Raw genomic sequence first — 24,562 nt, 5'->3', positions numbered from 1 at the left:
TCTCCCTCCACGATGGAGTACGTCGTGCTGGGCTGGCCGTCTGACGGGCCGACGCTCAGGCTCGATTACAGACGGTTCGCCTACGCCGGGAAGTTCGTGATGTCGAACACGGGCAAGGCGGTCGTCCGGGATGGAAGCAGTGACAGCGAGGAGTTCGACACCGACGTACTGGCCGCGCTCGCGTTCAACGCCGACCGGACCGAGTCGGACACGCTCTGGTACCGCTACGTCACCGTCCGCTCGGACGCGAAGGGCGAGGGCCTCGGCCCCCGACTCGCGGTCTTCGTCGCCCCACGCGCTGCCGAACGGGGCTACGATCGACTGCGGATCGCCGTCAACAACCCATTCGCTTACGAGGCGATGTACAAAGCCGGGTTCGAGTGGACCGGCCGGGAAACGGGCCTCGCCGAACTCGTTCTCGAACGGCCGGCCGACGCGTCCGAAGACGTGCTCGCGACGGCGGATGCGGGGACGTACCAGGACGGACTCGACCGATACCGCGAGCGCGGCCTCGGAGAGCCGGAAGCGTCGTTTCTGGCCGACCGCGTCGGCGCTGCCCCGCCCGCGGTCCTCCCTGCGCACCGCCAGTCCTGATCGCGTTCCAGAAGCCGGCTCGGACCCGGACGATTAAACTGCCGTGCGGTCGAATTCCAGGCAATGGGTAACGCAGATCTGCGGAGTCTGGCGGTGCTTTCGGAGGTCGACTTCGACGAGGTGGCCGGGAGCGTCGTCGCCGTCGACGCGCACAACTGGCTGTATCGGTATCTGACGACGACGGTCAAGTTCACGCGCGAGGAGGCGTACACCACAGACGCGGGCGAGGAGGTGGCGAACCTGATCGGCCTCGTGCAGGGATTGCCGAAGTTCTTCGAACACGACCTCGTGCCGGTGTTCGTCTTCGACGGCGGCGTGACGGAACTGAAAGACGACGAAGTCGCCGAGCGACGCGCCGCTCGCGAGAAAGCCGAGGAACAGAAGGCGGCCGCCGAAGAGCGCGGCGACGACGTCGCCGCCGCCCGCCTCGAAGCGCGGACCCAGCGCCTCACGGACGTCATCCACGAGACGACGCGTGAACTCCTCGAACTCTTGGACGTTCCGGTCGTCGAGGCACCCGCGGAGGGGGAGGCTCAGGCGTCGCATATGGCACTTCGCGGCGACGCCGACTACGTCGGCAGCGAGGACTACGACACGCTGCTGTTCGGTGCGCCGTACACGCTCCGACAACTCACCTCGAAGGGGAATCCGGAACTGATGGACCTCGAAGCGACGCTTTCCAAACACGAGATCGCCCGCGAACAACTCGTCGACGTCGCGATCCTCTGTGGCACGGACTTCAACGAGGGCATCTCCGGCGTCGGGCCGAAGACGGCGCTGTCGGACATCCGCGAGCACGGCGACCTCTGGGCGGTGCTCGACGCCCGCGGGGCGTACATCGAGAACGCCGACCGCGTCAGAGACCTCTTTCTCGACCCGCCTGTCACGGACGATTACGCGTTCGATACCGACCTCTCGCCCGATATCGAGGCCGCGCGTGCGTACGTCACCGAGGAGTGGGAGGTCGCCGCCGACGAGGTCGCACGCGGCTTCGAGCGCATCGAGTCCTCGCTCGTCCAGACCGGCCTCGACGAGTGGACCTGAGCGGCGAGCGTGTCGGGAGCGTGAACCGGACGGCAGTGAACCGAGGACGTAAACCGGGAGCGTAAACCGGGAGACAGCGGACCTGTGACGGCCGTCCCCACCGCTAGCCGGTAACTCAAACGAGCGTTCCACCTATCCCAACTGGTATGATACCGTCAATCATCTGTAGTGACAATGCGTCGCCGCCGCCTCCTCTCGCTCGCCTCCACCCTCGCGTTCGGCTGTCTGTCGGGGTGTCTCTCTCCGACGGGATCCGACCCCGCCACGAGGTCGCAGACGCCCGAATCGCTGCCTCCGAGTGGCTACGGAACCATCTCGGAGTTCGACGCTGGCGACCCGTTTGAGACCCGTCGCGTCGGTGATCCCTCCGAGGACCACCACCACCGCGTCGTGGTCTGGAACGACGACTCCGAGCGCCGGTCGATCGGCATCCGCCTCCGGGACGTCGACGCCGACGCGTCCGTTCTCGACGCCGCGCCCACGTTCCCGGCCTACGGCTCGCTGCTCGTCGAGGTGTATCGCCCGACCGACTACGTCCTCGACGTGGCGCCGCCGACGGATACTGATCGCACGCTTGGCATTCGCCGAGATTTCGTCGACTGCAACGACTCGGCGACGCACGTCGCCGTCCGCCCCGACAGCAGCATCCGCGCACGCGTTGTCTCGACGGCGCTCGCCTGCAACGTCGGATCGACAGCGGCAGGCGCAGCCGAGGCGACACCCGCTTCGACCGCGAATACGACCGGAGACCGAGCGTGATTCTCGTCCGTTCGCGCCGCGTCCTGTCGCGTTCGCACGTCTTCGGGCACTCGATCGTACGACACCGTCGATTTGCGCGGTAGCTTTTTGTCCCGTCGCGGTCCCTCGTTCGGTATGTCCGTTCTCGAGATGGGTCGTTCGCGACTCTCGTGGTGGGTGGTGGGACTCGCCCTCGGAGCGGCGCTCGCGTACATCGTCTACTCCTTTATCGGGACGTTCGTCTTCGGCCTCTTCCTCTATTACGCCACTCGGCCGATCTACCGGCGGATCAAAAAGCGGATCCGACCGCCCAGCCTCGCGGCCGCGATCGCGCTCTTCGTGTTGGCGTTGCCCGCGCTCGCGCTCATCACGTACACGGGAGCAGTCGCCGTCAGCGAACTGGTTCGACTCACGAACCAGGGCGTCTTCGACCTCTCGCAGTATCCGATCTCGGCCGATCAGCTCGAACGGTTGACCGACTTCGAGCAGCTCCTCACCTTCGATCCAGCGTCGCTGACGTTCGCGCAGGTCCAGCAGGTCGTCTCCTCGATCGGCTCTGCGAGCAACGTTCTCGCGTTCGTCGGCGTCGGCCTCGTGCATCTGTTCGCGATGATCGCACTGGCGTTCTACCTGCTCAGAGACGACGCGAAGCTCTCGCGCTGGCTCAACTCGCGAATTGCCGACGACCGCGGTGTGATGGAGGCGTTCCTCGGCGGCGCCGACCGCGACTTCACGAACATCTTCTTCGGAAACATCCTCAACGCCGTCCTCACGGGGACGATCGGCGTCATCGCGTACTCGATCCTGAATCTCGTGGCTCCGCCTGGGGTCGCGATTCCCGCGGCGGCCCTCATCGGCCTGCTCGCTGGCGTCGCGAGTCTCGTCCCCGTCGTCGGGATGAAACTCGTCTACGCCCCCGTCGCGATCTATCTCGGCGTTACGTCGTATCTCTTCGATCCGACGACGCTGTGGTTCACGGCCGTTTTCGTCGCCGTCTCGTTCGTCATCGTCGATACAATTCCGGATCTCGTGCTTCGCCCGTACGTCTCCGGCCGCAACCTCCACGTCGGCGCGGTGATGATCGCCTACACGCTCGGCCCGTTGCTGTTCGGCTGGTACGGCATCTTCCTGGGGCCGATCGTGCTCGTGCTCATCGTGAACTTCGCCCGCCACGTGCTGCCGGTGCTGATCGCCCGGGAGCCGCTCGTTCCGTACACGGTCGATCCGGGTGTGGTGACGCCGCGGGGATCGACACAGGTACCAGCGGCGAATCCCGACGTCGTCGCCGACGGGCCGAAAGCCGAATCCGACGACTCAGCCGATGGGCCGGCAGATGACTCCCCGGAGACGGACGGTGGCACGGAGACGGCAGGCGGCTCCTCACGCGGCGACCGGGACGGCGGCGACGCTACTGGCGAGTTCGAGTTCGGAGCGGAACTGGCAGAATCACGAGACGAAGAGCCGACCACAGAGTGAGGTACCATCCTGGGCGCGAGGTGGCTTACTGCCCGGATCGACGATTACGGGCCGACGACGTAGCAGCCACCTCGCGCCGTTTCATACTGTCGGACAGAACGATGTGGAGCGTAACGACACCCCGTGGGTGCCAACGTGATTCACGAACTGCTGTCCGACAGTATCAGTCGTCGATGCCTTCGAAGGAGACGTTGATGTACGTGCTCTCCCAGTCTTTGCGTGCCGCGATCTCGCGGCGGCCGCGGCGGGTGAGCGTGTAGTAGTTCGTACGGCGATCACGCTGCCCTTTGTCGACGAGTCCTTTCTCGACGAGCGTGTCGAGGTTCGGATAGAGCCGGCCGTGATGGATCTCCTTCTCGTAGTACTCTTCGAGTTCTTCTTTGATCGCGAGCCCGTGGGGTTCGTCGAGTCCGGCGATCACGTACAGCAGGTCGCGCTGAAATCCTGTCAGGTCGTACATCGGTGGATTCTACTTGTATATTAGTGTTCTCCAAAATAAACATATCGACCCACTGTGCGCTTGGGAGTGCCGATCACGGGCCGAAAACTCGATACGTATCGATGAGCTTTCCTAAACATATCGTTACGCTTACCACTACCTGATCAGGGTCCTAATATGTCTGATTAATTATTATCACACGCCCGGTAGCGGACTCCATTCGCGGCCCGATCGCGTCCGACAACCGTTACAGATATCTTACGATTCCATCCACCACGGATTTCGCTCGTCGTCGACGCCCGACCACAGGAGGCGACACTGCTCGCTGCGTGATCAACCTCTATACAGGCGAGTGACAGAGGCGTTTCTCTTCGATACTGGTCGGAAAAGGAAGCAAGCCGCGTGAAAAGCACGCGGATGCTTGCCGCCCTGAATTGGTCCCCGCTGACGCTTCGGCCCTCCAGACGAAGCGTCACCCGATTGTAACCGACTGCTGCACATAAATATGTCGGCTACGACGGGAATTCGTTCCCCCTCGCGCTCGTCGAGAGCCGACGTATCCCGGCCGCTCACAGCTGACATCGCCGTTTTACCGATTGTGTTTCGGCGTCGCATCCCGCGCCTGTCCTGCGGTTTTGTTTCGTGAATCTGTCACAGCGCGGAGTCGGCATCGCCATCGCGACGCGCTTTTCTCGCTCGCCGGAGAAAGGCCGGTATGCGAATCCGTGGCCGCCGCCGCTGCAAAGACTGCGGGCGGGAGTGGTCGTACTTCGATACGGGCCAGGTGAACTGCCCGGACTGTGGGAGTATGCGGAGCGTCGGGACCGGTGACCGAGAGCGACACACTGACAGCGCGGTCGAGTTGGACCTCTCCGCGCCCCGCGCCGAACTCGACGACGCGACCGATATCGACGATATCGCCTCGGAGTTGAAAACGACTCTCCGTGATTACGTCCGTCAGCGCGGCTTCGTCCGCGCCGGCGAGCTCCAGTCGGTCGACGACACGGTCCTCGCCGCCGCGGAACTGCTACACGCGGTCGACATCTTCGGACGGACTCGGGACCCGGACGACGAGATGCAGTGGTACGTCCTCGAACTCCTCCGTGGCGCCGACGACGGCCAGCGCCCCGATCCGTCGTCGGTTCCGGCGTCGATGACCGACGCGCGCGGCCTCGCGTACGCCGAGGTACTCGACGCCTTCTGTTCGGACCTCGGGACGTGGCTCGACGACAATCCGGACCCGGCCGCACGACAGGTCCGAGAGACGCTCGCGACGCACGTCAAGCGCGTCGACGCGGTCTACGGCGACGTCCCAGCCGAGGAGTCCGAACTCCTCGTTCGAGCGGCGCGCGACCTCGTCTCGTATCTCGTCGACGACGACGAGATGGCGCTGACGACGGCTCAGGACCGCCTCTCTCGACTCGGCTGAAGAGGGGCGCAACACCGACCGCACGACCTCGACCGCGCGACGGCAACGACTTTATCGCCCGCAGGCACTTCTCCCGCTGATGGCTGATCGCTTCGACCAGCACGCCGTCCGGCATCGAATGAAACTCCTCCGAGAGGACGGCGACGTGACGCTGTACGAAAATCGGGACGGCGTGGAGTGCCCGGCCTGCGGGGAGCCCTTCACGCGACTGCTGCTGACCGAACGCCGAACGCACTCGTTCGGCCTCGCCGGCTCCGAACGGCTGTGCGTCGCCCGCGAAGACGACCGGCTCGTCGTCTGCACACACAGCGAGTAGTGCCGCGACACCGACCACTCCCGGCTCGCGCGAGGCTTTTTATACGATACCGGGGCCAGCACCCGCGTGGTCTGAACGCAGACCGTGACGGTCACGGCGGGTGTGTGGCGCGCCGTCGCGGGGTCGTAGTCGTCGGAGGCGCCACCTGCTCGCCCTCTCGTCACACAGAGCGCCTGCTGGTCCCGTGGGAAATCAGCCCTTGATGTTACAGACCGGGAACGTCCGTGCGACCTTGTCGCCGATGCCGAGTTCGTCTGAGACGCGAACCACCTCGTCGACGTCCTTGTAGACGCCCGGGGCTTCCTCGGCGACAGTCGCGCCCGACTGCGCTTTCACGTAGATCTTCTGCTGGTCGCGCAGCTCCTCTTGGACGGTCTCGCCCCAGAACTCGCTTTTCGCCTGCGTTCGGCTCATCGTCCGCCCAGCGCCGTGTGCGGTCGACCCGAACGAGAGCTCCATCGAGTGCTCGCCGCCGCGGAGGACGTACGATCCTGAACCCATACTCCCGGGGATGATGATCGGCTGGCCGACGTCACGGTACGCCGACGGGATCTCGGGCCGCCCGGCCGGGAACGCGCGAGTCGCGCCTTTCCGGTGGACGTAGAGCTCACGCTCGGCCCGGTCGACCGCGTCCTCGGGGTTGGTCGGGTGGCCGTCGGCGTCGACGGCGACCTCGTGGACCTCCTTCTTGCCGATGTTGTGGGCGACGTCGTAGAGGAGTTCCATCTCCATCTCCTCCCAGTCGCGGTCGAAAATGCGCTCGAAGACGCGTCGCGTCCGGTGCATTATCAGTTGTCGGTTCACCCACGCGAAGTTGATGGCCGCACACATCGCGCCGTAGTACTCCTCGGCGAGGTCTGAGCCTGCGGGCGCCGCTGCCAGCTCTTTGTCCGGGAGCTCTGCGAGCAGGTCGCCGTGTTCCTGTTCGATCTTCCGGAGGTAGTCCGAACAGATCTGGTGACCGAGTCCCCGAGAGCCACAGTGGATGAGGACGACCACCTGGTCCTCTTCGAGGCCGAACTCCGCGGCGACGTCCGATCGATAGACGTCGGTCACGCGTTGGACTTCGAGGAAGTGATTTCCTGAGCCGAGGCTCCCGATCTGGTTTTTCCCGCGGTCTTTGGCCTTCTGTGAGACGGCGCTCGGATCGGCGTCGGGGCGCATCCCCTCGTCCTCGCAGTGGGTGAGGTCGTCTTCGACGGCGTAGCCGTGTTCGAGCGCCCAGTCGACGCCACGGTCGAGAATCTGCTCCATCGTCTCTATATCAGATTCGACGACGCCGCCGCCACCGAGTCCAGAGGGGATGTTCGAAAAGAGGGCGCTGACGAGTTCCTCCTCGTGCCCGCGGAGGTCGTCGTACGTCAGGTTCGTGCGCATCATCCTGACGCCGCAGTTGATGTCGTAGCCGATCGACCCCGGTGAGATACAACCGGTTTCGACGTCGGTCGCGCCGACGCCGCCGACGGGGAAACCGTAGCCCTGGTGCCCATCGGGCATACAGACGGCCCGTTCGGCGATACCCGGCAAGTGCGTCGCGTTGCGGAGTTGCTGGAGCGTCTTGTCGTCGCTGATCTGTTCGAGCAACGCTTCACTCGCGAGCACCCGCGCCGGAACGCGCATCTCGTCTTCCCGCGGAATCTCCCATACGTGTTCGCGGACGCGTTCGAGACGAATCCCGTCGAACTCGCGAACGTCGTCGCTATCGTCGGTCATACTCCAACCAACGATAGCCTGTGAGGAAAGCGTTCTCCTCGATGCCCGCTTCGACTACCGACGACCGCACCGACCGCTTGACCGCCTACTCCAGGTACGCGTTTCGCACCTGCTCCCACTTGTTCTTCGACTCCAAGTGCTTCTGGAGCGCGTCGGCGTAGGCCTGCGTCAACCGCTCGGCGGCATCGACTCGTTCTTGGTCGGTCCCGCTACTGCCGTTGCCGAGACCGAGCGCGCCCTTGAGAGAGTCCATCAGGCCGCCGCTGCTCGACTTCTCCTCGCTCGGGGCGCCACCCATTTGCGCCATCTGGGAACGGACGTTCTCCAGTTCGGGCATAATCTGCGGAAGCTTCTCCGTGTCGGCGACGATCCGTGCCCGGTCGGGATCGTCGGCGTGCTCGATGTCGAACTCGGTCGCCGTCATAATGAGGCCCCACTCCTGGCTCGTAAACCGCGAACTCTCGACCCGATCGTTGAACTCCCTGTCGACAGTCATCCGATCGCCGACGATGCTGTCGGTCCAGTCTGCCATACCCCGGTGTACGGCGGTCGCTGGTTTGAGCGTTTCCCTCACCGGAACGACTGGTTGTGGACCCGCCTCGAACTCGGTTTGGCTCCGGTTACCGCCTCGGCAGGTGTGCTTTTACCATCGGAGGACGGGGACTACGTATGGACCGGTACGATCTCCTCTATCGACTCTACCAGGAGTACGAGACGGATACGCTCCGCGATCTCCAGAACTTCGTCGATCTCTTTCCACCCGTCGACTCCCGCGTCGCCCTCGAATACTGGCAGGATGCGAGCGACGACCTGGAGGCGCGCAAACGCGAGATTGCCGAGTCGTTCGCCGCCGGTGAGACGCTCGCCGACATCGCGGCGCGAGCCACGCGCGAACAGACGTTCACGGCGCTGGACCTCTACTCGAAGTACGGTCGCCCGGTCAACGCGCTCGTACTCGACGTCGACGAGACGCTCCGTTCGGCCGGCCGCACGGACAACGAGATCCCCCGCGAGACGCTGCATCTCCTCACCGAACTCCACGAGACGGGACTCCCGATAATCATCTGCACGGGGCAGACGCTCGAGAACGTCAAGGGATTTATGATTCAGGGGCTCGGAACCGAGTTGGTTCACTCGGGGTCGTTCAGCATCGTCTACGAGGCGGGCACCGGCGTGTTCACGCCCGGTCACGGCTCGGACACGAAGCGACTCCTCTACGAGACGCTCGAAGAAGAGGTGCGTGAGGTCTTCTCGCTCGTGCGCTCGCGCGTGTTGACGGCCGCCCCGGAAGAACTCCGCCGCTCGGTCCACCTCCAGGGCAACGAGTTCAACGTGACGCTGAAGCCGAACTTCGACGTCGGCAGCGACGCCGCCGAAGCCGTCATCGACGAAGGCCTCGTCTATCTTGTCGACCTGCTCGGACGGGCAGTCGTCGAGGCCGTCGAGGGCATCAGCGACGTCGGTATCGAGTCGCGGACGGGCGACAGCGAGGGGCCGGGGCGCTCTGCGGACTGGGCACGGGCGTACTACGCCGCCTCCGACCCCGAGATCGCCGACGTGCTCGACAGCGAGGACGCGACGTCGACACGCGAGGTCGACGACATCCCCGCGGACGTGCAGGCTCGCTTCGATCGGATCGACGTCGCCTACTACCACGCCGACGCGGCCGAGATCGGCTCGCTCGACCTCGACAAACCGACCGGCGTTCGCGGTGCGCTGGACGTCCTCGGCATCGACGACCCGTTCGTGTTGATGATGGGCGACAGCAAGTCCGACCTGCGGGTGATGGAGTGGGCCGCAGACGCCGACGCCGGGATCGCAGCGGCCCCGAAACACGCCTCCGAGTCGGTGCTCGATCACGTCCGCTCGACGGACGAACTGGTCTACGACCCGGGCGATGCCGGGTCCGTGTTGCGAATCGTCTCGGTACTGAACCGCCTGGACGAGTGGTGATGGCGTCCGACGCGATGAAGCGCTTACGCGGTGCGCAAAAGTACCTCGCGCCCGACGGCGGCCTGGCCGAGTCGTCCAACTTCGTTCGCCTGTGGGTGCTCGCGCTCGCGACCTACGGTGTCGGCGACATCGTCACCACGATCGCGATCATCGAACACAGCCCGGATCTTCGCGAGGCCAACGCGTTGGTCAGGCTCAGCGTCGACGCGTTCGGCATCTACGGACTCGCGCTGTTGAAGTACGCCGTGTTCGGCATCATACTCGCCATCTCGCTGGTCGCGGCGGCCGACGGCGACGAGTTCTTCGCGTACCTCCCACCGGTGGTTCTCTCGCTCGTCGGCACGTTCACGATGGTCTACAACGTCCGACTGTTGATCGGGTGAGTGGAGCACTCACTAACTCACGACAGCCGCGAAAAATAGCGTCTTATCGACGCGGAGTGGGGTCGCAATAGTGATTCAACTCTCTGCGGTGTCGTGTAACCCGTGAACCCCCCGATTAACGACTCATTGAGCATTCCTGCACGATGTTAATCGGGTTGATTACTATATGATTACCTCGTTGACACGTAGTTAGACCTGTCATATGAGTATCCGATCGATGCAGACGGGGCTTTCGGAGACGGACATCCACGACCTCCTCCGGAACGACCGACGGCGACACACGATCAAGTGCTTGCAGGAACACGGGCGCGAGGTGATGCTTCGTGATCTCGCCGAAGACATCGCCGAACTGGAGACTGAGGAGTCGCCGCCGCCGCGGAACATCCGCGACAGCGTCTACATCTCGCTGCACCAGAATCACCTCCCGAAGCTCGACGACGCCGGCGTCGTCGACTACGACCGGGACCGAAAGACGATCCGACTCAAAGACAGCGCCCGCGCAGTCGACGTGTATATGGAGGTCGTCACGAAGTACGGCGTGACGTGGGCGACGTACTATCGGGCGCTCGGCACGGTCTCGCTCTTTCTCGTCGTCCTGTCGCTCACCGAGGTACCGCTCGTCTCCGCGGTCGACCCGCTCATTTTCGCCAGCGTGTTTCTCGCGATCATCGCCGGCTCGACGCTCTATCAACTGTGGTCGCGTCGCTGGCTGTATCTGAATCAGCTCTCGTGAGCGCTCCTTGCGGATCGACGATCACGAGAAGATACGAGACGTTCCGATAGTCGCCTCCTCGGAATCGAAGTGCGCCGGAGAAGCGTCCCGTTCTCGTGTCGGTGCCGAGCCCGTCAGTTCAGAGAGCGTTCGGTGACAGTTGCGCCTCGAACAGGCGCGTCCCGCAGTCGTCACACGTCGCGGCGACGACCTCGAAGGAGCGACAACACGACTCGACCGTCTCCTCGTCCAGGGTGACTGCGCCATCGCAGTCGGGACACTGATCGAGCCACAGTCGGAGCGCGCCGAGCACTTCCAGTCGGGTTTCGTAGTCGAGTTCTTCCCACGCTGCCGACCGCGCGTGGAGCACGGCGTCGGCCGCGACGTCCGCGCAGTAGGCGGATTCGGACTCCCACCGCCCGATCGTCACCGAATCGGCGACCGCGACGAACGCGTTCGGCTGCCGCTTCGTCTCTATCGCGTCCCGGTCGACGCCGAGGCCCTCGAACAGCAACTGATCGCCGAGTGCGTTATCGTCAGCCAGCCGGCGTTCTATCTGCGTGTCCCACGACCTCCGGAACTCCGGCGTCAGGCACAGATCTTCGCCCCCCTGGCACCGTTCGAGGACGTCGAGGTCGACCAGAAACCGCTCGATGTCGGCCGGGTCCTGTTCCCCTGCGCCGAGCGGAACCGGAGCCTCGTGGGCGTCGAACAGCCCCAGCACCGAATCTGGGAGATAGCGCTTGGTCAGCGTCGGCGTTCCGGGGATCAGATACCCGCGGAAGTAGATCGCTGCGACCCCGACGACGAGCAGCGCGATCCCGAGCGAGAGGCGGACCGAGGCGAGTCCGGTCGCCAGAATACCCGTGATTGCTACATTGACCACTGTGCACGGGAGACACCGGTTCGCCCCGGTGTACTCCGGCTGCCGCCACCTGAACTGAGTCTCTCCGATCGCTTTCATCGGTCGTCTGGTGACCTCCTGTCACCATAGCTAATCGTCGCTTAACCGACGCAGTGCGTCTGTTCAAGACGGCTCCGACGTGAAGCGGTAGTGGACCGAGGCCGTCGTGCTGTCTGATTGAATCTCGTTCCCGACAGTGGCGTCGATCCGCCACTCGACGACCAGCGAGACGCGCTCGTTCGACTCGATCGCCAGCGACTCTGTCGCGCCGGCAGCCGTCGCCAGTGGGACGAATGCGTCTGCACTGCCGACGACGTACTGTCGATCACCGGACTCTCGAACGAGGACGATCCTGACGTCCACCTTCGACGAGAGTTCGCCATCTTCGGGCGTCTCGTCGACCACCGATTCGGGCTCTGTCACGCCGTTTTCGGCGTCGATCGCGGCCCCGACAGTGACCTCTAGCGTAGTCATCTCCGCCGACGTCGGCTCCAGGACCGCCGCCGACTTGCCGGCACTCCCCGGGACCACGTCCCCGGTCCCGAAGAACGCCGTCGTCGGCGTGGTGCTGTCTGTCGTCTCGTCCGCGTCGCTTGCGTCGGCTCCACTACTTGATTCGGGACCGGCGTCCGATCCCGACCCGATCTGAGTGATCGTGCGCCTGGTCGTGTCGGTCGGATCGCTGGCTCCGGTGGAACCGCTGTTTTCCTCCGTCGCCGACTCGTCCACCGGCGCGAACGACACCGTCGCCGGTGCTGGCCGATCGACGGTGAGCTCGTAGCCGTCGACGTCCGTGACTGTCGCAATTACTTCGTCGCCGACGAACAGTCGCGCCGTGACCGCGATCGCGCCGCGGCGGACCGCGACGGTCCCAGGTTCTTGGACGTCGAAGCCCGCAGACTGAGCGGCATCCAGGTAGATCGTGTCTGGCCCGCCGATGCCCGGTTCCAGGTTCAACTGACCGGCCGGAACCCCCGTCGCGGTCCCGGACGCTGCGACCGCCCACGTTCCGTTCGGCAGTCGCGTCTGGACGACGAACTCCACTCGATCGACTCCCTCGGCGAGCGTGAGCGTCCCGCCGAGCGTCCCGCTGACGACGCCTACATCACCGGCGTCGTTCCGGACGTCGGCGGGATCGGACGCTGTGACCTCGATCGTCGCGAGGGACGCCGCAGCGTCACCGGCCTCGGCCGGGGCGGGGCCTCGCGAAAGCGTGAAGCCGTCCGAGAGAACACCGACGCCCGCTCCCGTGAGTGCCATCGCGATCACCACGACCGCCAGGAGGTGTTTCCGCGAGAGCGTCGCCGGGACGCCCGATGGGGTCATCACTCCGCGCCCGTACCCGAGTCAGCCCCGCTCGCTGCGTCGCCCGTGTCAGAGCTGTTAGACGCCGACTCGCTGTCTTCGTTCTCGGCCTTCTCGTCGTCTCCGCTGCTGCTCTCGCCGGTAGCCGTATCGGACGTACTCTCTGGTTCGTCGCCGGGTTCACTCTCGCCCGGGTTCTCGGACGAGGAACCGTCGACTGGCGCCTCGGTGGACTCGTCGGCGCCCGGATCGCCGTCGCTCGATTGCTCGACGCTGGCGTCACCCTCTGTCTCGTCGTTTCCATCGCCACCCGCCGCGGCGTCACCGTCGCCGCTCTCTGTCTCATCGCCAGCGGCGTCGTCGCCGCTCGCTCCGTCAGTGTCGGCTATGTCGTCACCAGATCCGTCCGCGTCGGTTTCGGTGTCGTTCGGCTCCGACGGCGATTCGTCGGGCGAGTCGCTCGCCGCGGGCGTGTCGTCGCCTGACGGCTCGGACCCTTCGACAGTCTCACCCGACTCCGAAGTCGACGCGTCCGTGGTCGCGTTCGCTTCCGCCTCTGGCGCTGCGCCCGGCTCGCCGGACTCGTCGTTCGCGCCGTTCCCGGACTGCGTTGCGTTTCCGACGATCCCGCCTCCGGCCGTCGCGTTCCCGGTGGTCTCGTCTTTGACCGGGTCTGCGGCCACTTCACCGACGGTTTCGTTGCCTGGGTCGCTCCCCGTCACATTGTCCGAGACGTTCAGGTCACCGCGGTCACCGGGCACGCCGGGAGCGGCGGCTTCGTCCGGTCCGCTCGCTCCGTTGGCTGCCGCGCCTGCGGCGGTGTCCACGAACGTTTCGTTGGGCACGAACAGGCCGAAGGGGCTGAATCCGTCCGTGACTGCGGCCAGTTCGTACCAGCCGGCCTGCTCGCGCACGACCGTCGTCTCGAAGTACGCCCATCCGCTCGCGTTCTCGTGACCGATGACGACGTCGCCGACGTCCGTGCCGACGCGGTCGAGCCAGGACTCCGAGACCCAAACCGAGATCTGGGCGCAGCCGTCGCCCTCGACGTCGAACCGCTCTGTGAGTTGCAGCGTCGCGGCGTCGTGCTCGACCGTTTCGACCGGACAGGTCGCGATCGACTCGACGTGGAACTGGGCGACGCCGCCGTGATCGTCGACGGTCAAGCCGACGTCGATCGACTCGCGGTCCGACAGCAGTGCCGTCGTCGCACTTCCTGATACGGAGGCGACGACGACGAGCGCCAAGGCGACTGCGAGCAGCCGTCTGCCTCCGTCGCACCGCCAGCTATCGAACGTCATCGCGCCACCGCCAGTGTCGTCTGATTTCTCATTACTTGTCACCGCCGCTCGAATCGCCCTGTCCGTGATCGATTTGGTCGTCGCCGTTCGAGGCTCCGAACTCGTGTTTAAGCGAGTACGTGCCCGGGCACGGGTCGCTGTTGCTCCGCGGCGGCGTCCCGCTCCCGGGGTACTCGTTGCCGTCCTGCTCGTAGGTCGCCACCATCACGAGATCGGACTGGCCACCGCCGGTGGTGATGCGGAACGGCATCGCCTCGCCGTCGTAGGCGAAGACGTCCAAGTTCGTCCCGTGTTTGAGCAGGACGCGGTCGACGTGCGCCGGCAGCGCGGTGAGTTCGAGCGTCGCGTATCGATCGGTATCACCGCACGGATGGCGCGCGAAGGCGACGCCCGCGGGGTCGATCGGCTCGTCGCTACAGAACGCGACGTAGCTGATGTCCTTCCCGCAGTCGCCGGTGTCCTCGCACGGTGCACACGCCGGGAGGCCGAGATCGTACGCGCGCGGGTCGCCGAGGTGTCGCTGCTGGACGGCCCGGAACTCGAATCCGAACGCTACGTCCGTGTCTGCGACCGGCTCGGTCAGCGACCAGGTGAACGAGACGGTCCACGTCTCGCCGTCGCTTGCGAGCGCCTGCGTCGAGAGCAACGCCCCCGATCCGTACGCCGCACGGAACGCACCGAGCGTTCCGTCGAAGAGCGTCACCGTGCCCGCTCCCGGAATCGTCAGATCGAGCCGCACGTCGAGTTTCGATTCGATCGGCTCACACGACGGGCAGGGGGTGACGAGCCAGACGTACGCCGGGTTGCTGTCGACCGACAGCTCGAAAACGGCCGTTTCCGACTCGTTGATCCCGAGCGAGCCGGTGTAGGCGCCGTGCTGCCAACTCGACGGCGAGCGCACGTCGACGTCGAGGTCGAGCGTGCCGACCGTGAACTGTGAGCCGACGCGTTCCGTGTCGGTGAGCATCGCCGCGACGCCGCTGCCCGAGCCGGCCGCCGCGCCGGTCGCAGCGACCGCGTACAGGAGCTGTCGCCGCGACAACCCGAAGCCGATCCGGCCCTGCCCCCGATCACTTTCACCTCGCTGTTCGTCGGTTCCGCGCTCTCGTGTCACATCTATCGTCTCCGCTGTGTTCGAAGGTCGTTCCGGGAGGGATTGCCCCTCCGCGCCGCTGTGCGCAGCTGTTTCGGTGGACAGCTCGCTCCCGTTCTGTTCTGTCTCGAAGTCACGCATCGTCGTCTCGCCCCCTGACTTCGCTGCCGCCGTCGGCAGCGGTCGATCGGTCGGGATAGACGGCGTCGGCGCCGTCTTCACCGGCCGGCGGCATCGGAACTTCACTCGGCACGTCGCTGTCGTCCTCCTCGGTGGAACTCTCCACGCTGCCGTCCGCGTCGCTGTCGGCCTCCTCGGTGGAACTCTCCACGCTGCCGTCCGCGTCGCTGTTGGCCTCCCCGTTTGCGTTCTCGTCGCCGCGGGTACCGACGTACAGGCCGACGACGAACAGGAGCCCGATCGCGGTCGCGATCGCGACCGCGATCGTCCACGCTGCGATCGTGGTGTAGGCGACGTAGGCGCTGTACGGGAGGTAGAACGCGAACACCAGGCCCAGGAGTTGGAGGCTCGACCGCGTCAGGGTGAACGACGCAGTCGCCGACGTCGACCCCGATTCGGCTGGCGTCGAGTCGGTCGACGCTGGCTCGGCCGACGCCGGCGTGTCGTCTCTCTCCTCGGCTTCTGCTCCCTGCGGCGACGTACCGCCGCTCGCCGCCGCATCTGTCTCGCTGTCTACTGATTCGCTGTCTGCCGATTCGCTGTCGGTCGACTCGCTGTCGACCCCCTCGCCGTCGACCGATCGGACGAGCGTCCAGACCTCCGAGATGACGAAGGCGACCAACGGCCCGACGACGACCACGGCGAAGCCGACGGGGGTGTTGACGAATCGGACGACGTAGCCGAGCAGCGGGAGCGTCACCAGCACCTCGCCGAGCACCTGCTCGTGAGAGACGGTTCCGCTGTCTGGGTCCTCGTTGGCGTCGCCTTTCGTCACGTAGGCGACGGTCCCGTCCCGTTCGATGACGTCGATGACGCGGTGGGTCGTCGGCGTCTCGCTGTCGGTCCGGAAGGTGATGACGTCCCGTTCTGTGACCTCACCCGGCGCGGCCTCACGGACGACGATCGCGTCGCCGGGGCTCATCGCGGGTTCCATACTGCCGGAGAGGACGACGAAACTGTAGTCTGCGCCGGCCACCTGCGGGACGCCGTAGACGACGAACGGCGCGACGAGACCGACGAGCAAGAGCACGCCGAGTACGTTCGCTACCGTTCGCAGCGCGCTGCGCTCACTCGTCATCGTCGCGCCCCTCCAGTCTCGCCTGCACGTGAATCATCACTGGGAGAGAGATGGACGCTAGCGGGCATAGCTATCGCCGCGTTAGGCGAGCCCCCTGTTCCGGCATCGTCGTCTTGAACGCCTCGAACGGTCGTCGATCCGGTGGCGCAGAAAGGCATTTCAGCACGTAATGAGGCGTTAAACGCGATGAAACGCGACCGAATGGCGGTGGTGCGCGATACCGCTCGGACAGCGGTCATTCACGACACCTCCGAGCGGCGAACCCGACGGTGAACCGCGCACTGTCGCTCTGAACGACGTTGCCTACGTCGATGGGAATCGCCCAGCGGAACGAGACGTAGACCGCCTCGCCGACCGTGAGACACGACTCACCGTCTCGGGTGAGTCCGTATCCGCCATCGGCGAACGCAGGGTCGTCGGCGACCGCCGCGAGCGTACCCGACGCGATCACGTCGTCGCCGTCGGTCAGAAACGGGATGTCCTCGTTGCTGCCGTTCCCGGTCCCGATGCCCATATCGTTCCAGATCTCGATCGTCGCGGCGTCCTGTAGTTCGCCGATGGCGGGCGTCGTGTCGTTCGCCTCTCGCTCGGGCTCTGTGAGGCCATTCTCAGCAGTTTCCGTCAGCGAAAAGTGGAGCGATAGCTCGGCGGATTCGACCGCCTCGCCCTCCACGCCGTCGACGAGCGTCGCCCGGAGCGTCACAGCACCAGTATCGCCCGGCAGGACCGCTTCGTCGACGACGAGGCCGACGTCGCCCGTACGATCGGTCGCGACGGCTGCCAGACTCGTGTCCTCCGTGACGACGCTGTTGACGGTCTCACGCCAGTCGAGCGCGACAGCCGGTAACGAGTCGCCGGCCTGGATCTGCGCCGATTGATTCAGTTCGACCGGCGCGAGTCCGCTAGCCGCTCGCACCGGCCCCGCGCCGACCGCAACGAGGCCCGTGCCAGCGACCGCCGCGAGTATCTGCCGTCGTGTGGGTGTCTTCATTTTGAATCCGTTTCGAGGAATTACGCGCCAGACAGCGAGCGAGTCGACTGCCGCATCCGTGCGGCAGCGATCCGGCGTCCCAGCCGTACGGTCCGTCTCGTGGGCCTATGCCGTCTGCTCGACGCCGTCGTTGTGGCGGCACTGCTCGGTGTAGAACGACAGGTCGAACGCGACCGAGTCGCCCTGGAGTTCGTTCCCGGCTTCGAGGGGCAGGGACCACGCAAATCCGATGCAGTGGCCGACCTCGGGCTCGAAGCACTCGGTCGTCTCGGGCTTCGTGCGGTCGCCGTCGAGGTGGATGCCGTCGCCGTCGAGCGCACCCAGCGCTTCTGCGAGCGTCCCCTCGAAGAAGACGACTTCGCTGGTGAACAGGTCCGCCAGCGTCTGGAACGTCGACACGAGGTTCGTTGGGTCCGGGACGTCCCGGAAGTATGCGGGGTCATCGCCGGCGCTACCCGCTGCACCGGCCATCTCGGTGAGGATGGTGTCGTTCGTGTCGGCACCGACACCGATGGTGTAGACGTTCGTCGCGGGTGCGGGCGAGGACGCGCGAGCGTCGTCTGCGGCACTCGTCGGGGAGGCGTACGGCGTGCCGTCGCCACCCTGGAAGGAGTTGCCGTCCGAGAGAACGACGTTGATCGGCGTCGTGTCGACTCTGCCGTTGTTTGCGAGTTCCGCCTGGGCTTCGAGGACGCCCTCGCCGATGTACGTCCCCGTGCTGATGCCGGCGCCGCCCGAGGGGTCCGTCGTGCTCGCGCCGACGATGTCGGCGAGGACCTGACGGAGGCCGTTGAGCGCGCCGCTGGGCGCGATGAGACCCGCGATATCTGACGTCAGCGGCGACCCGAGTTCGATGTGGGGGTCGCCGCCGGAGGAGCCGTTGAAGTAGACGACGCCGACACGCGCGTCCGCGTCGGTGTCGATGAGCTCCTGCACGAGAGCCGCCGCACCGACCTCGACGAGGTCGATCTTGGTCGTCTCGTCGTAGCCGAGAATCGGGTCGTCGTTGACGACGCCGCCGTACTGGCTGTACAGCATCGACCCGGAGACGTCGATCGTGAGCATAATGTCCGCACTGTTGAGGCGGTTGTCGCAGTTCTGATCGTACCACATCCGCACGTCGACGTTCTCCGCGAGGTTCGCCTCGTTCGCGTCGCCGCCTTCAGCGACCCGTTCGGGCTCGGTGTTCACGCCGCCGCTCTCGACGATGTCCGCAGCACGCATCCAGATGTACCCCGGGTTGTCACAGAGGTGCAGGCTGAACGTGACCTCGCCTTTGTCGCCGGGCTTCACGTCGTCGAGTTCGATCAGGTGCTCCTGGCCGTTGTAGCTCGCCGCGTAGTTCTGATCGAAGTTCGAACAGGTGAGGTAATCGACGAGATTACGGCTCTCGTCGCCGTAGGCGTACGTTTCGCCGCCGATCTCGATCGACTGCTCGCCGTCGCCGTCGTGGTCCGGGTGCGCGTTGACGTACTCCCAGGACTCCGTCGGCCCGTAGTAGGACTGCTGCCAGTCGATCTTGAGATCAAGCGTCCCGGCAGTCAGCGTGTTGTTCTCGAACGATTCGGTGTCGTTGAAGTACGCGGTGGTGCCGAGGCCGGCGCCCGCCGAAGCGATGCCGACCGCACCGAGGGCTCCGAGCACTTTGCGTCGCGAGAGTGCGTACGTCTGATCGTTGTCTGTCATAGGTGAGTTCCCCTGCGGGGGACACCCCGTCGCGGAGTCGAACCGCGTCGCGGCCGTGGCCGCTCGCAACCGAGGTTGCGAAGCACCGGCACGAGGTTGAACGTCGCCAGCACCCGTGCTACGGCGACGTGTTGTTCGTCTCGTTTATCCCGCCAGCGACCCCGGGGCTGTCGCCCATCTCGTTGTGGCGCGACTGGACGGCGTTGAAGCCGACGTCGAAGGAGACGCTGTCCGTCTGGACGTCGTTGCCGACCTCGATGGGGAGCTCCCACTCGAAGCCGACGCACTGGGTGGTCTGGCCGGGGTACGGCTGTCGACCCTCGGCGGAGCGGTCGCCGTCGAGCTCGACGCCCTCTTCGAGGAGCGCCATCACGTCCGCGAGTGATCCTTCGGCGATCAGCAGTTCGCCCGCGAGGACGACCTGCGCGATCTCCGCGTAGACGGTGTCGAGATCGGCGGGGTTGGGCGCGATGAACGCGTCGTCGGGCGAGGTCGCGATGTCTTCGAGGAGGCTCGTGTCTGCGTTGCCGAGCGCGATCGTGAAGATGCGGATGCCCGCGACCTTGGCGTCGTCGGCCTCACTGAGTGCAGCCGATGCGTTGGACTGACCGTCGCTCAGCAGGATCATCACTTTCGACGCGCTAGCGGTGGCGTTCGTGCCGTTGAGCAGTTCGTCAGCTCCCTCGGCGATACCTGCGGCGATCGAGGTCCCGCCGCCCGCGGAGTAGCTGTTGATGGCGTTCTTGACCGCCTGGTAGTTCGTCGTCAGTTCCTGGTCGGTCGTCGCAGTGGTCGAAAACGAGATGGCGGCGGCCTCGTCCGGGCTGGAGAGGTTGTCGACGAACCCGTTCGCGGCGGTCTTCAGAGCCGAGAGCGGCGAGCCGCCCATCGACCCGGAGACGTCGCTGACGAGCGCGACCTCCAGTTCCTGCTGTTCACCGGTGCCGGTCGGCTCGTAGACGTTGTCGCAGTCTTCGTCGTACCAGACTCGCACCTGCATTCGGTCGGCGAGTTCGCCGATCTCGCCCGCGTTGAGGTCGTCGACGCCCATCTCGGGCTCGGTCATACCCATCTCTGCGTTCGAGCGGAGGCCGCCGACCATCTCTAGCCAGCCGGGGTTGTCACAGATGTGAATGCTGATCGTCACCTCGCCGTAGTCGCCCGGCTTGACGTCTTCGAGGGTGAACACTGGGATGCCGTCGCCGTTGACGAGGAACTCGTCGGCCTCCGGCGAACAGAACTGGAACTCCTCGCCCGTCACGAGGTCTTCCCACGCCTGCATATCCGCCGGCGAGGGGGCCTGATCGAGGAGGTAGACGCCGTCGCCGAGGTCCTCGGCGTCCGGGTAGCCCATCGCTTTGATCGCGTCGAGCCGACCGGGGCCGCCCCTGTACGTCGACTTGTAGTCGAGCTTGAGGTCGAGACTCCCCGCCGTCAGCTGATTATTTTCGAACGTTTCGTCGTCCGTGAACAGCGCGCTCGTGCCGAGGCCGGCGCCGGCCGAGGCCACGCCGACCGCACCGAGTGCACCGAGGACTTTCCGCCGCGAGATGTCGAATTCGTGTTCTGTCATTGGTCTGTGTTCGTCGTCCGGCCGCGGACGCTCCCCGTTCGGGGAAGACCCACCGACGGAGTCGAACCGTCACGACCCGCCGTCGGGCCGGTCCACCGGGGTGGGGGAAGCGCAGTGCAGGAATCGCCGGCTCAGATGACGTAGAGCGGGCCCTGCCACGGCCTGTCGTCGCCGGGTGTCGCGACCGCCTGCGTGGTGCTCGCGTTGCCGTCGACGATGTTCGCGATGACGCCGACGGAGCCGAATCCGGCCGTGTCCATCCGGATTATGTCGCCGTCGAGAACCGGGCTGAAGTCACCGACCGATGCCCCAGCGTTGTTGTTCGCGAGGACGAACGTGCCGTCGGACTGGAGCTTCACCTCGACCTGGTAGTTCCCGCCTGCATCGCCGAGGAACACGCCGACGTTGTCCATACCGGCGGTGTCAGCGGGGAAGGACTCCGCGAGGCCGGAGAGGTCGACTTCGACGACGTTCTCGTTCGCGCGGAGGGTGAAGGAGCCGGGGTAGCCGGCCTGTGCGTCAGCGGGCTGGGTGACGACCGTGCTCGACGCGTCGACGTCGACGAAGGGGCTCATCGGCGAGTCGTTGTGCCGCGACTGCTCGGCGACGAAGGTGAAGTCGAAGTCGAGGGCGTCGGTCTGGATCTCGTTGCCGACCTCGATCGGGAGCTCCCACTCGATGCAGAGACACGGGCCGGTCTGCGTCTCGACGTCGGGCGAGCCGGGGTACGGCTGCGGGCCTTCTTCGCCCCGCGCGACGTCCATCAGGAAGCCGAAGAGGAGTTCATCGCTGAGGTCCGCGAGGGTGTAGTCCTCGGGATTGTTCAGCGCCACCGGGTCGACGCACTCGAAGCCGACGAGGTCTCCGTCCTCTTCGATGGGGGTGATGCCTTCCGCGTACGAGATCGTGACCTGGATAGACTCGCTCAGTTCGCCGGACCCCGCGCCGTCGTTTGGTGAGCCGATCGAGCCGCCGCCACTCGCGTCGGCGTCCATCTCGGGTTCCGTCTGGCCGTTCTCGTAGTCGACGAGGCCGCCCGAACCCAGCCAGAGCCAGGCGGGGTTGTCGACGATCTTCGGGCAGAACGCCAGCGCACCGCTGTCGCCCGGCTTGACGTCGGAGAGTTCGTACGCGTACATCGCGTCTCCGTCGCCGTCCACCCGTCCACTGTCGACACTGCTTCCGTAGCTGCCCTGATCCGACGACGTCCAGTAGTCGACGAACAGGTCGAGGGAACCAGCCACGAGGTTGTTATTCTCGAACGACTCCTCGTCCGTGAACAGCGCGCTCGTACCGAGTCCTGCGCCCGCAGACGCGACGCCGATCGTTCCAAGAGCCGCCAGTGCCTTCCGTCGTGAGATTTCGAACCGTTCTGTCATGGTTTGTGTTCCCCCGTTGGGGGATGCCCACCGGCGGAGTCGAACCGCCGTCGCGAGGACCGATCGTCGCTGGTCCGCCGCGGCGCCCTGAGTGGGTGTTTCCACACTCTACCCCCACCCCTCATACCCCCATAGCTAATTGCGAGTTTTCCTGGCTAACGGGGCTCACGGGCGCTTAACGCCACGTTTCGGAGGCTCGTGGACTGCAGAAACAACGGAATCGACTTCGGAGATCGACGGATCCGAGGCGAGCGGGGAATGACGACATTGAACGGCAAATCAGAGTGGAAAGACGATCCTGCTGCCGCCGAGTGATACTGTCGGACAGAACGATGTGAAGCGTATCGGCACCCCGTGGGTGCCAACATAGTTCACGAACTGCTGTCCGACAGTATGAGATACCAAGAGGATCGATCCGCGGTTAACGACACGTTCAGCGCTTCTGCTTTGTTTTCTTGAAGATGATTACTATATACTTGTGTGAACAATGAATAATTACCCGAGGGCAGGTATGAGCTATAGATCACAATCCACGAGACAAAGAATCTCAGAAACGGATATTCACGACTTACTTCGCAACGATCGACGTCGGTACGCGATCAAGTACCTCCAGGATCGCGGGCGCGAGGTGATGCTCCGGGACCTCGCCGAGGAGATCGCCGAAATCGAGACGGGGGAATCACCGGCGCCGCGGAACATCCGCGATAGTGTCTACATCTCGCTGCACCAGAGTCATCTGCCTCGACTGGATTCGGCCGGCGTCGTCGACTACGATCGTAATCGAAAGACGATCAGACTCCGCAAGGAGGCACGCACGGTCGACGTGTATATGGAGGTCGTGACGAAGTACGGCGTCACCTGGGCGACGTACTACCGGACGCTAGGAACGCTCGCGCTGTTTCTCGTCGTGCTCTCGCTCACCGGCGTGCCGTTGTTCGCTGCGGTCGACCCGCTCGTCTTCGCGAGCGCGTTCCTCGCGATCATCGCAGGCTCGGCGCTCTATCAGATCTGGTCACATCGGTGGTTCTACCTCTCCCGATTGTCCTGATACTGTCGGACAGAACTATGTGAAAATCATCGGCATCCCGTGGGTGCCAACATCATTCACGAACTGCTGTCCGACAGTATGAACGCTCGCTCACTGCCCGCGCTATTGTCCCACTGCCCGAACCGCCGACCAAACGGTCTCTCCGTCGGTAGCCGGAACCGATTTGACAGAGAAATACGATCGATTGCTGCTTTGACCGAGTCACATTACTGTCTCGTAACGTCACTCTACCTGGACTTCACCCGGCGGGAGCCGCGCCTCGAACACCCGCGTCCCACACTCGTTACACGTCGCGGCGACGACCTCGAAGGACCGACAACACGACTCGACCGTCTCCCCGTCGAGCGAAATCACTCCACCGCAGGCGGGGCAGCGATCGAGCCACAGTCGAAGCGCGCCGAGCACCTCCAAACGTGCCTCTCGCTGAACCTCCGTCTGGCCGCAGTGCGGTCACGAAGCACTGCGTCCGCGGCGCAGTCAGCGAGGAACGCGGCTTCTGACTCCCACTTGCCGACCGTCACCGAATCGGCCATCGCGACGAACGCGTGCGATCGCCGCGCTGTCGAAACGGGCTGGTCGCCGACGGTGCCCTCGAAGAGCAATTCGACCGCGTCATCCGGATTTACCCGGTCGATCTGCTCGAACCACGCATCTCGAAATCTCGGCGAGAGACACAGGTCCCCGCCACCTCGGCACGGTTCGAGAGCGCCGACGTCGCCCAGAAACCGCTCGATATCGACGACCGCGGACGGTCCCGCGCCGAACGTGACCTCCGGAGTGTCGTGCCCGTCGAACAGTTGGAGCACCGAAACGGGGAGGTGCCGCTTGGTCAGCGTCGGCGTCCCCGGCACGAGGTACCCGCGGAAATAGATCGCCGCGAGTCCGACCACGCCGACAGCGACGCCGACCGGAACGCTGACGAAACTGATGCCGACAGCCAGAACTCCGGTTAGTGCGACGCTGACGGCAGTACACGCGAGGCATCTGTTCGGCCCGGTGTACTCCGGCCGCCGCCACTGTATCTTCCGCTCGCCGGCGATCCTCATCACGCGAATGCTTCGTAGAGTGGCGGCATAGCTAATCACTACTTGACATCCTCCTCCGCGTAAACGCGGAGGAATCCCGAGCGGTGGGAGTTTCAGGTTCGCAGCCCAATCACCGGACTACCAGCCCTTTCGGGCGCGGGTAGTCCCACAGTATCGGACTGGTAGACTGCTGGCGGTGCCA

The 24,562-nt window shown here is 65.1% G+C and carries 24 protein-coding genes; 10 read left to right on the top strand and 14 right to left on the bottom strand.

What is annotated here, in order from left to right:
* Nucleotides 1-12: 12 nt before the first annotated feature.
* From NO347_RS14690 to NO347_RS14675, 4 genes are all read left to right on the top strand, one after another.
* Complete coding sequence (locus tag NO347_RS14690) at nt 13-594, top strand: GNAT family N-acetyltransferase (RefSeq protein ID WP_256290395.1); 582 nt, start codon at nt 13-15, stop codon at nt 592-594.
* 63 nt (nt 595-657) lie between these two features.
* On the top strand, nt 658-1,638 hold the full coding sequence (fen, locus tag NO347_RS14685) for a flap endonuclease-1 (RefSeq protein WP_256290394.1): 981 nt from the start codon (nt 658-660) through the stop codon (nt 1,636-1,638).
* Between the two features lie 174 nt (nt 1,639-1,812).
* Entirely contained in the window at nt 1,813-2,397 is a 585-nt protein-coding gene (locus tag NO347_RS14680) for a hypothetical protein (RefSeq protein ID WP_256290393.1), read from the top strand.
* A 114-nt stretch (nt 2,398-2,511) separates the two neighbouring features.
* The gene (locus NO347_RS14675) at nt 2,512-3,852 is read left to right on the top strand and encodes an AI-2E family transporter (protein ID WP_256290391.1); all 1,341 of its coding nucleotides are present in this window, start codon (nt 2,512-2,514) and stop codon (nt 3,850-3,852) included.
* Between the two features lie 163 nt (nt 3,853-4,015).
* On the opposite strand, the gene NO347_RS14670 is transcribed toward NO347_RS14675, so the two are convergent.
* Complete coding sequence (locus NO347_RS14670) at nt 4,016-4,312, bottom strand: PadR family transcriptional regulator (RefSeq protein WP_121570282.1); 297 nt, start codon at nt 4,310-4,312, stop codon at nt 4,016-4,018.
* Nucleotides 4,313-5,006: 694 nt separating this feature from the next.
* Here NO347_RS14670 and NO347_RS14665 point away from each other — a divergent pair.
* Together NO347_RS14665 and NO347_RS14660 are read left to right on the top strand one after the other, a co-directional pair.
* Nucleotides 5,007-5,720: a hydrogenase maturation nickel metallochaperone HypA gene (locus NO347_RS14665; protein WP_256290390.1), complete on the top strand. Its 714-nt coding sequence runs from the start codon at nt 5,007-5,009 to the stop codon at nt 5,718-5,720.
* A gap of 79 nt (nt 5,721-5,799) precedes the next feature.
* Nucleotides 5,800-6,036 carry a DUF7385 family protein gene (locus NO347_RS14660; protein WP_256290389.1) on the top strand — a complete coding sequence of 79 codons (237 nt, stop codon included), beginning with the start codon at nt 5,800-5,802 and terminating at the stop codon, nt 6,034-6,036.
* A 192-nt stretch (nt 6,037-6,228) separates the two neighbouring features.
* Here the strand turns inward: NO347_RS14660 and NO347_RS14655 are convergent, their stop codons facing one another.
* Nucleotides 6,229-7,749: an RtcB family protein gene (locus NO347_RS14655; protein ID WP_256290388.1), complete on the bottom strand. Its 1,521-nt coding sequence runs from the start codon at nt 7,747-7,749 to the stop codon at nt 6,229-6,231.
* An 85-nt stretch (nt 7,750-7,834) separates the two neighbouring features.
* Nucleotides 7,835-8,281 (bottom strand): DUF5799 family protein, encoded by a 447-nt coding sequence (locus tag NO347_RS14650; RefSeq protein ID WP_256290387.1) that lies wholly within the window; start codon nt 8,279-8,281, stop codon nt 7,835-7,837.
* 137 nt (nt 8,282-8,418) lie between these two features.
* Here NO347_RS14650 and NO347_RS14645 point away from each other — a divergent pair, with 137 nt between their 5' ends.
* The 3 genes from NO347_RS14645 to NO347_RS14635 all read left to right on the top strand — a co-directional run bounded on the left by NO347_RS14645 (nt 8,419) and on the right by NO347_RS14635 (nt 10,818).
* Complete coding sequence (locus NO347_RS14645; protein ID WP_256290386.1) at nt 8,419-9,702, top strand: HAD hydrolase family protein; 1,284 nt, start codon at nt 8,419-8,421, stop codon at nt 9,700-9,702.
* The gene (locus NO347_RS14640; protein WP_256290385.1) at nt 9,702-10,085 is read left to right on the top strand and encodes a DUF5658 family protein; all 384 of its coding nucleotides are present in this window, start codon (nt 9,702-9,704) and stop codon (nt 10,083-10,085) included. The genes NO347_RS14645 and NO347_RS14640 overlap by 1 nt, the downstream gene beginning before the upstream one ends.
* 202 nt (nt 10,086-10,287) lie before the next feature.
* Complete coding sequence (locus NO347_RS14635; RefSeq protein WP_256290384.1) at nt 10,288-10,818, top strand: DUF7344 domain-containing protein; 531 nt, start codon at nt 10,288-10,290, stop codon at nt 10,816-10,818.
* A gap of 118 nt (nt 10,819-10,936) precedes the next feature.
* On the opposite strand, the gene NO347_RS14630 is transcribed toward NO347_RS14635, so the two are convergent.
* The 9 genes from NO347_RS14630 to NO347_RS14590 all read right to left on the bottom strand — a co-directional run bounded on the left by NO347_RS14630 (nt 10,937) and on the right by NO347_RS14590 (nt 22,287).
* The gene (locus NO347_RS14630; protein ID WP_484494534.1) at nt 10,937-11,761 is read right to left on the bottom strand and encodes a DUF8054 domain-containing protein; all 825 of its coding nucleotides are present in this window, start codon (nt 11,759-11,761) and stop codon (nt 10,937-10,939) included.
* A 63-nt stretch (nt 11,762-11,824) separates the two neighbouring features.
* Nucleotides 11,825-13,027 (bottom strand): hypothetical protein, encoded by a 1,203-nt coding sequence (locus NO347_RS14625; protein ID WP_256290381.1) that lies wholly within the window; start codon nt 13,025-13,027, stop codon nt 11,825-11,827.
* Complete coding sequence (locus NO347_RS14620; RefSeq protein WP_256290379.1) at nt 13,027-14,349, bottom strand: hypothetical protein; 1,323 nt, start codon at nt 14,347-14,349, stop codon at nt 13,027-13,029. Before NO347_RS14620 ends, NO347_RS14625 begins: the two co-directional genes overlap by 1 nt.
* The gene (locus tag NO347_RS14615) at nt 14,339-15,421 is read right to left on the bottom strand and encodes a twin-arginine translocation signal domain-containing protein (RefSeq protein WP_256290378.1); all 1,083 of its coding nucleotides are present in this window, start codon (nt 15,419-15,421) and stop codon (nt 14,339-14,341) included. Before NO347_RS14615 ends, NO347_RS14620 begins: the two co-directional genes overlap by 11 nt.
* 112 nt (nt 15,422-15,533) lie before the next feature.
* The gene (locus NO347_RS14610; RefSeq protein ID WP_256290377.1) at nt 15,534-16,658 is read right to left on the bottom strand and encodes a signal peptidase I; all 1,125 of its coding nucleotides are present in this window, start codon (nt 16,656-16,658) and stop codon (nt 15,534-15,536) included.
* A gap of 235 nt (nt 16,659-16,893) precedes the next feature.
* Nucleotides 16,894-17,649, bottom strand: a complete 756-nt coding sequence (locus NO347_RS14605) for a hypothetical protein (protein WP_256290375.1) — start codon at nt 17,647-17,649, stop codon at nt 16,894-16,896.
* 105 nt (nt 17,650-17,754) lie between these two features.
* Nucleotides 17,755-19,335, bottom strand: coding sequence for a vWA domain-containing protein (locus tag NO347_RS14600; protein ID WP_256290374.1), 1,581 nt, complete (start codon nt 19,333-19,335; stop codon nt 17,755-17,757).
* Between the two features lie 118 nt (nt 19,336-19,453).
* The gene (locus NO347_RS14595) at nt 19,454-20,908 is read right to left on the bottom strand and encodes a vWA domain-containing protein (protein WP_256290373.1); all 1,455 of its coding nucleotides are present in this window, start codon (nt 20,906-20,908) and stop codon (nt 19,454-19,456) included.
* 131 nt (nt 20,909-21,039) lie between these two features.
* Nucleotides 21,040-22,287 (bottom strand): SipW-dependent-type signal peptide-containing protein, encoded by a 1,248-nt coding sequence (locus tag NO347_RS14590; protein ID WP_256290372.1) that lies wholly within the window; start codon nt 22,285-22,287, stop codon nt 21,040-21,042.
* Between the two features lie 511 nt (nt 22,288-22,798).
* On the opposite strand from NO347_RS14590, the gene NO347_RS14585 reads away from it, so the two are divergent.
* On the top strand, nt 22,799-23,335 hold the full coding sequence (locus tag NO347_RS14585) for a DUF7344 domain-containing protein (RefSeq protein ID WP_121570260.1): 537 nt from the start codon (nt 22,799-22,801) through the stop codon (nt 23,333-23,335).
* A 222-nt stretch (nt 23,336-23,557) separates the two neighbouring features.
* Here the strand turns inward: NO347_RS14585 and NO347_RS14580 are convergent, their stop codons facing one another.
* Together NO347_RS14580 and NO347_RS14575 are read right to left on the bottom strand one after the other, a co-directional pair.
* On the bottom strand, nt 23,558-23,689 hold the full coding sequence (locus NO347_RS14580; protein WP_256290371.1) for a DUF8054 domain-containing protein: 132 nt from the start codon (nt 23,687-23,689) through the stop codon (nt 23,558-23,560).
* Nucleotides 23,686-24,381: a DUF8054 domain-containing protein gene (locus tag NO347_RS14575; RefSeq protein WP_256290369.1), complete on the bottom strand. Its 696-nt coding sequence runs from the start codon at nt 24,379-24,381 to the stop codon at nt 23,686-23,688. Before NO347_RS14575 ends, NO347_RS14580 begins: the two co-directional genes overlap by 4 nt.
* Nucleotides 24,382-24,562 lie beyond the last annotated feature (181 nt).

The organism is Halobellus inordinatus (assembly GCF_024464655.1).
Taxonomy (GTDB): domain Archaea; phylum Halobacteriota; class Halobacteria; order Halobacteriales; family Haloferacaceae; genus Haloquadratum; species Haloquadratum inordinatus.
This window is presented reverse-complemented; position numbering and strand designations above follow the sequence as displayed.

Excerpts from the sequence above, each read along its gene's own strand:
- NO347_RS14600 (WP_256290374.1), bottom strand. The coding sequence starts at position 19,335 with ATGACAGACAACGATCAGACGTACGCACTCTCGCGACGCAAAGTGCTC.
- NO347_RS14630 (WP_484494534.1), bottom strand. The coding sequence starts at position 11,761 with ATGAAAGCGATCGGAGAGACTCAGTTCAGGTGGCGGCAGCCGGAGTAC.
- NO347_RS14625 (WP_256290381.1), bottom strand. The coding sequence starts at position 13,027 with ATGACCCCATCGGGCGTCCCGGCGACGCTCTCGCGGAAACACCTCCTG.
- NO347_RS14645 (WP_256290386.1), top strand. The coding sequence starts at position 8,419 with ATGGACCGGTACGATCTCCTCTATCGACTCTACCAGGAGTACGAGACG.
- NO347_RS14585 (WP_121570260.1), top strand. The coding sequence starts at position 22,799 with ATGAGCTATAGATCACAATCCACGAGACAAAGAATCTCAGAAACGGAT.
- NO347_RS14660 (WP_256290389.1), top strand. The coding sequence starts at position 5,800 with ATGGCTGATCGCTTCGACCAGCACGCCGTCCGGCATCGAATGAAACTC.
- NO347_RS14665 (WP_256290390.1), top strand. The coding sequence starts at position 5,007 with ATGCGAATCCGTGGCCGCCGCCGCTGCAAAGACTGCGGGCGGGAGTGG.
- NO347_RS14610 (WP_256290377.1), bottom strand. The coding sequence starts at position 16,658 with ATGACGAGTGAGCGCAGCGCGCTGCGAACGGTAGCGAACGTACTCGGC.
- NO347_RS14650 (WP_256290387.1), bottom strand. The coding sequence starts at position 8,281 with ATGGCAGACTGGACCGACAGCATCGTCGGCGATCGGATGACTGTCGAC.
- NO347_RS14590 (WP_256290372.1), bottom strand. The coding sequence starts at position 22,287 with ATGACAGAACGGTTCGAAATCTCACGACGGAAGGCACTGGCGGCTCTT.
- NO347_RS14605 (WP_256290375.1), bottom strand. The coding sequence starts at position 17,649 with ATGAAGACACCCACACGACGGCAGATACTCGCGGCGGTCGCTGGCACG.
- fen (WP_256290394.1), top strand. The coding sequence starts at position 658 with ATGGGTAACGCAGATCTGCGGAGTCTGGCGGTGCTTTCGGAGGTCGAC.
- NO347_RS14655 (WP_256290388.1), bottom strand. The coding sequence starts at position 7,749 with ATGACCGACGATAGCGACGACGTTCGCGAGTTCGACGGGATTCGTCTC.
- NO347_RS14675 (WP_256290391.1), top strand. The coding sequence starts at position 2,512 with ATGTCCGTTCTCGAGATGGGTCGTTCGCGACTCTCGTGGTGGGTGGTG.
- NO347_RS14575 (WP_256290369.1), bottom strand. The coding sequence starts at position 24,381 with ATGAGGATCGCCGGCGAGCGGAAGATACAGTGGCGGCGGCCGGAGTAC.
- NO347_RS14595 (WP_256290373.1), bottom strand. The coding sequence starts at position 20,908 with ATGACAGAACACGAATTCGACATCTCGCGGCGGAAAGTCCTCGGTGCA.
- NO347_RS14640 (WP_256290385.1), top strand. The coding sequence starts at position 9,702 with ATGGCGTCCGACGCGATGAAGCGCTTACGCGGTGCGCAAAAGTACCTC.
- NO347_RS14680 (WP_256290393.1), top strand. The coding sequence starts at position 1,813 with ATGCGTCGCCGCCGCCTCCTCTCGCTCGCCTCCACCCTCGCGTTCGGC.
- NO347_RS14690 (WP_256290395.1), top strand. The coding sequence starts at position 13 with ATGGAGTACGTCGTGCTGGGCTGGCCGTCTGACGGGCCGACGCTCAGG.
- NO347_RS14635 (WP_256290384.1), top strand. The coding sequence starts at position 10,288 with ATGAGTATCCGATCGATGCAGACGGGGCTTTCGGAGACGGACATCCAC.
- NO347_RS14670 (WP_121570282.1), bottom strand. The coding sequence starts at position 4,312 with ATGTACGACCTGACAGGATTTCAGCGCGACCTGCTGTACGTGATCGCC.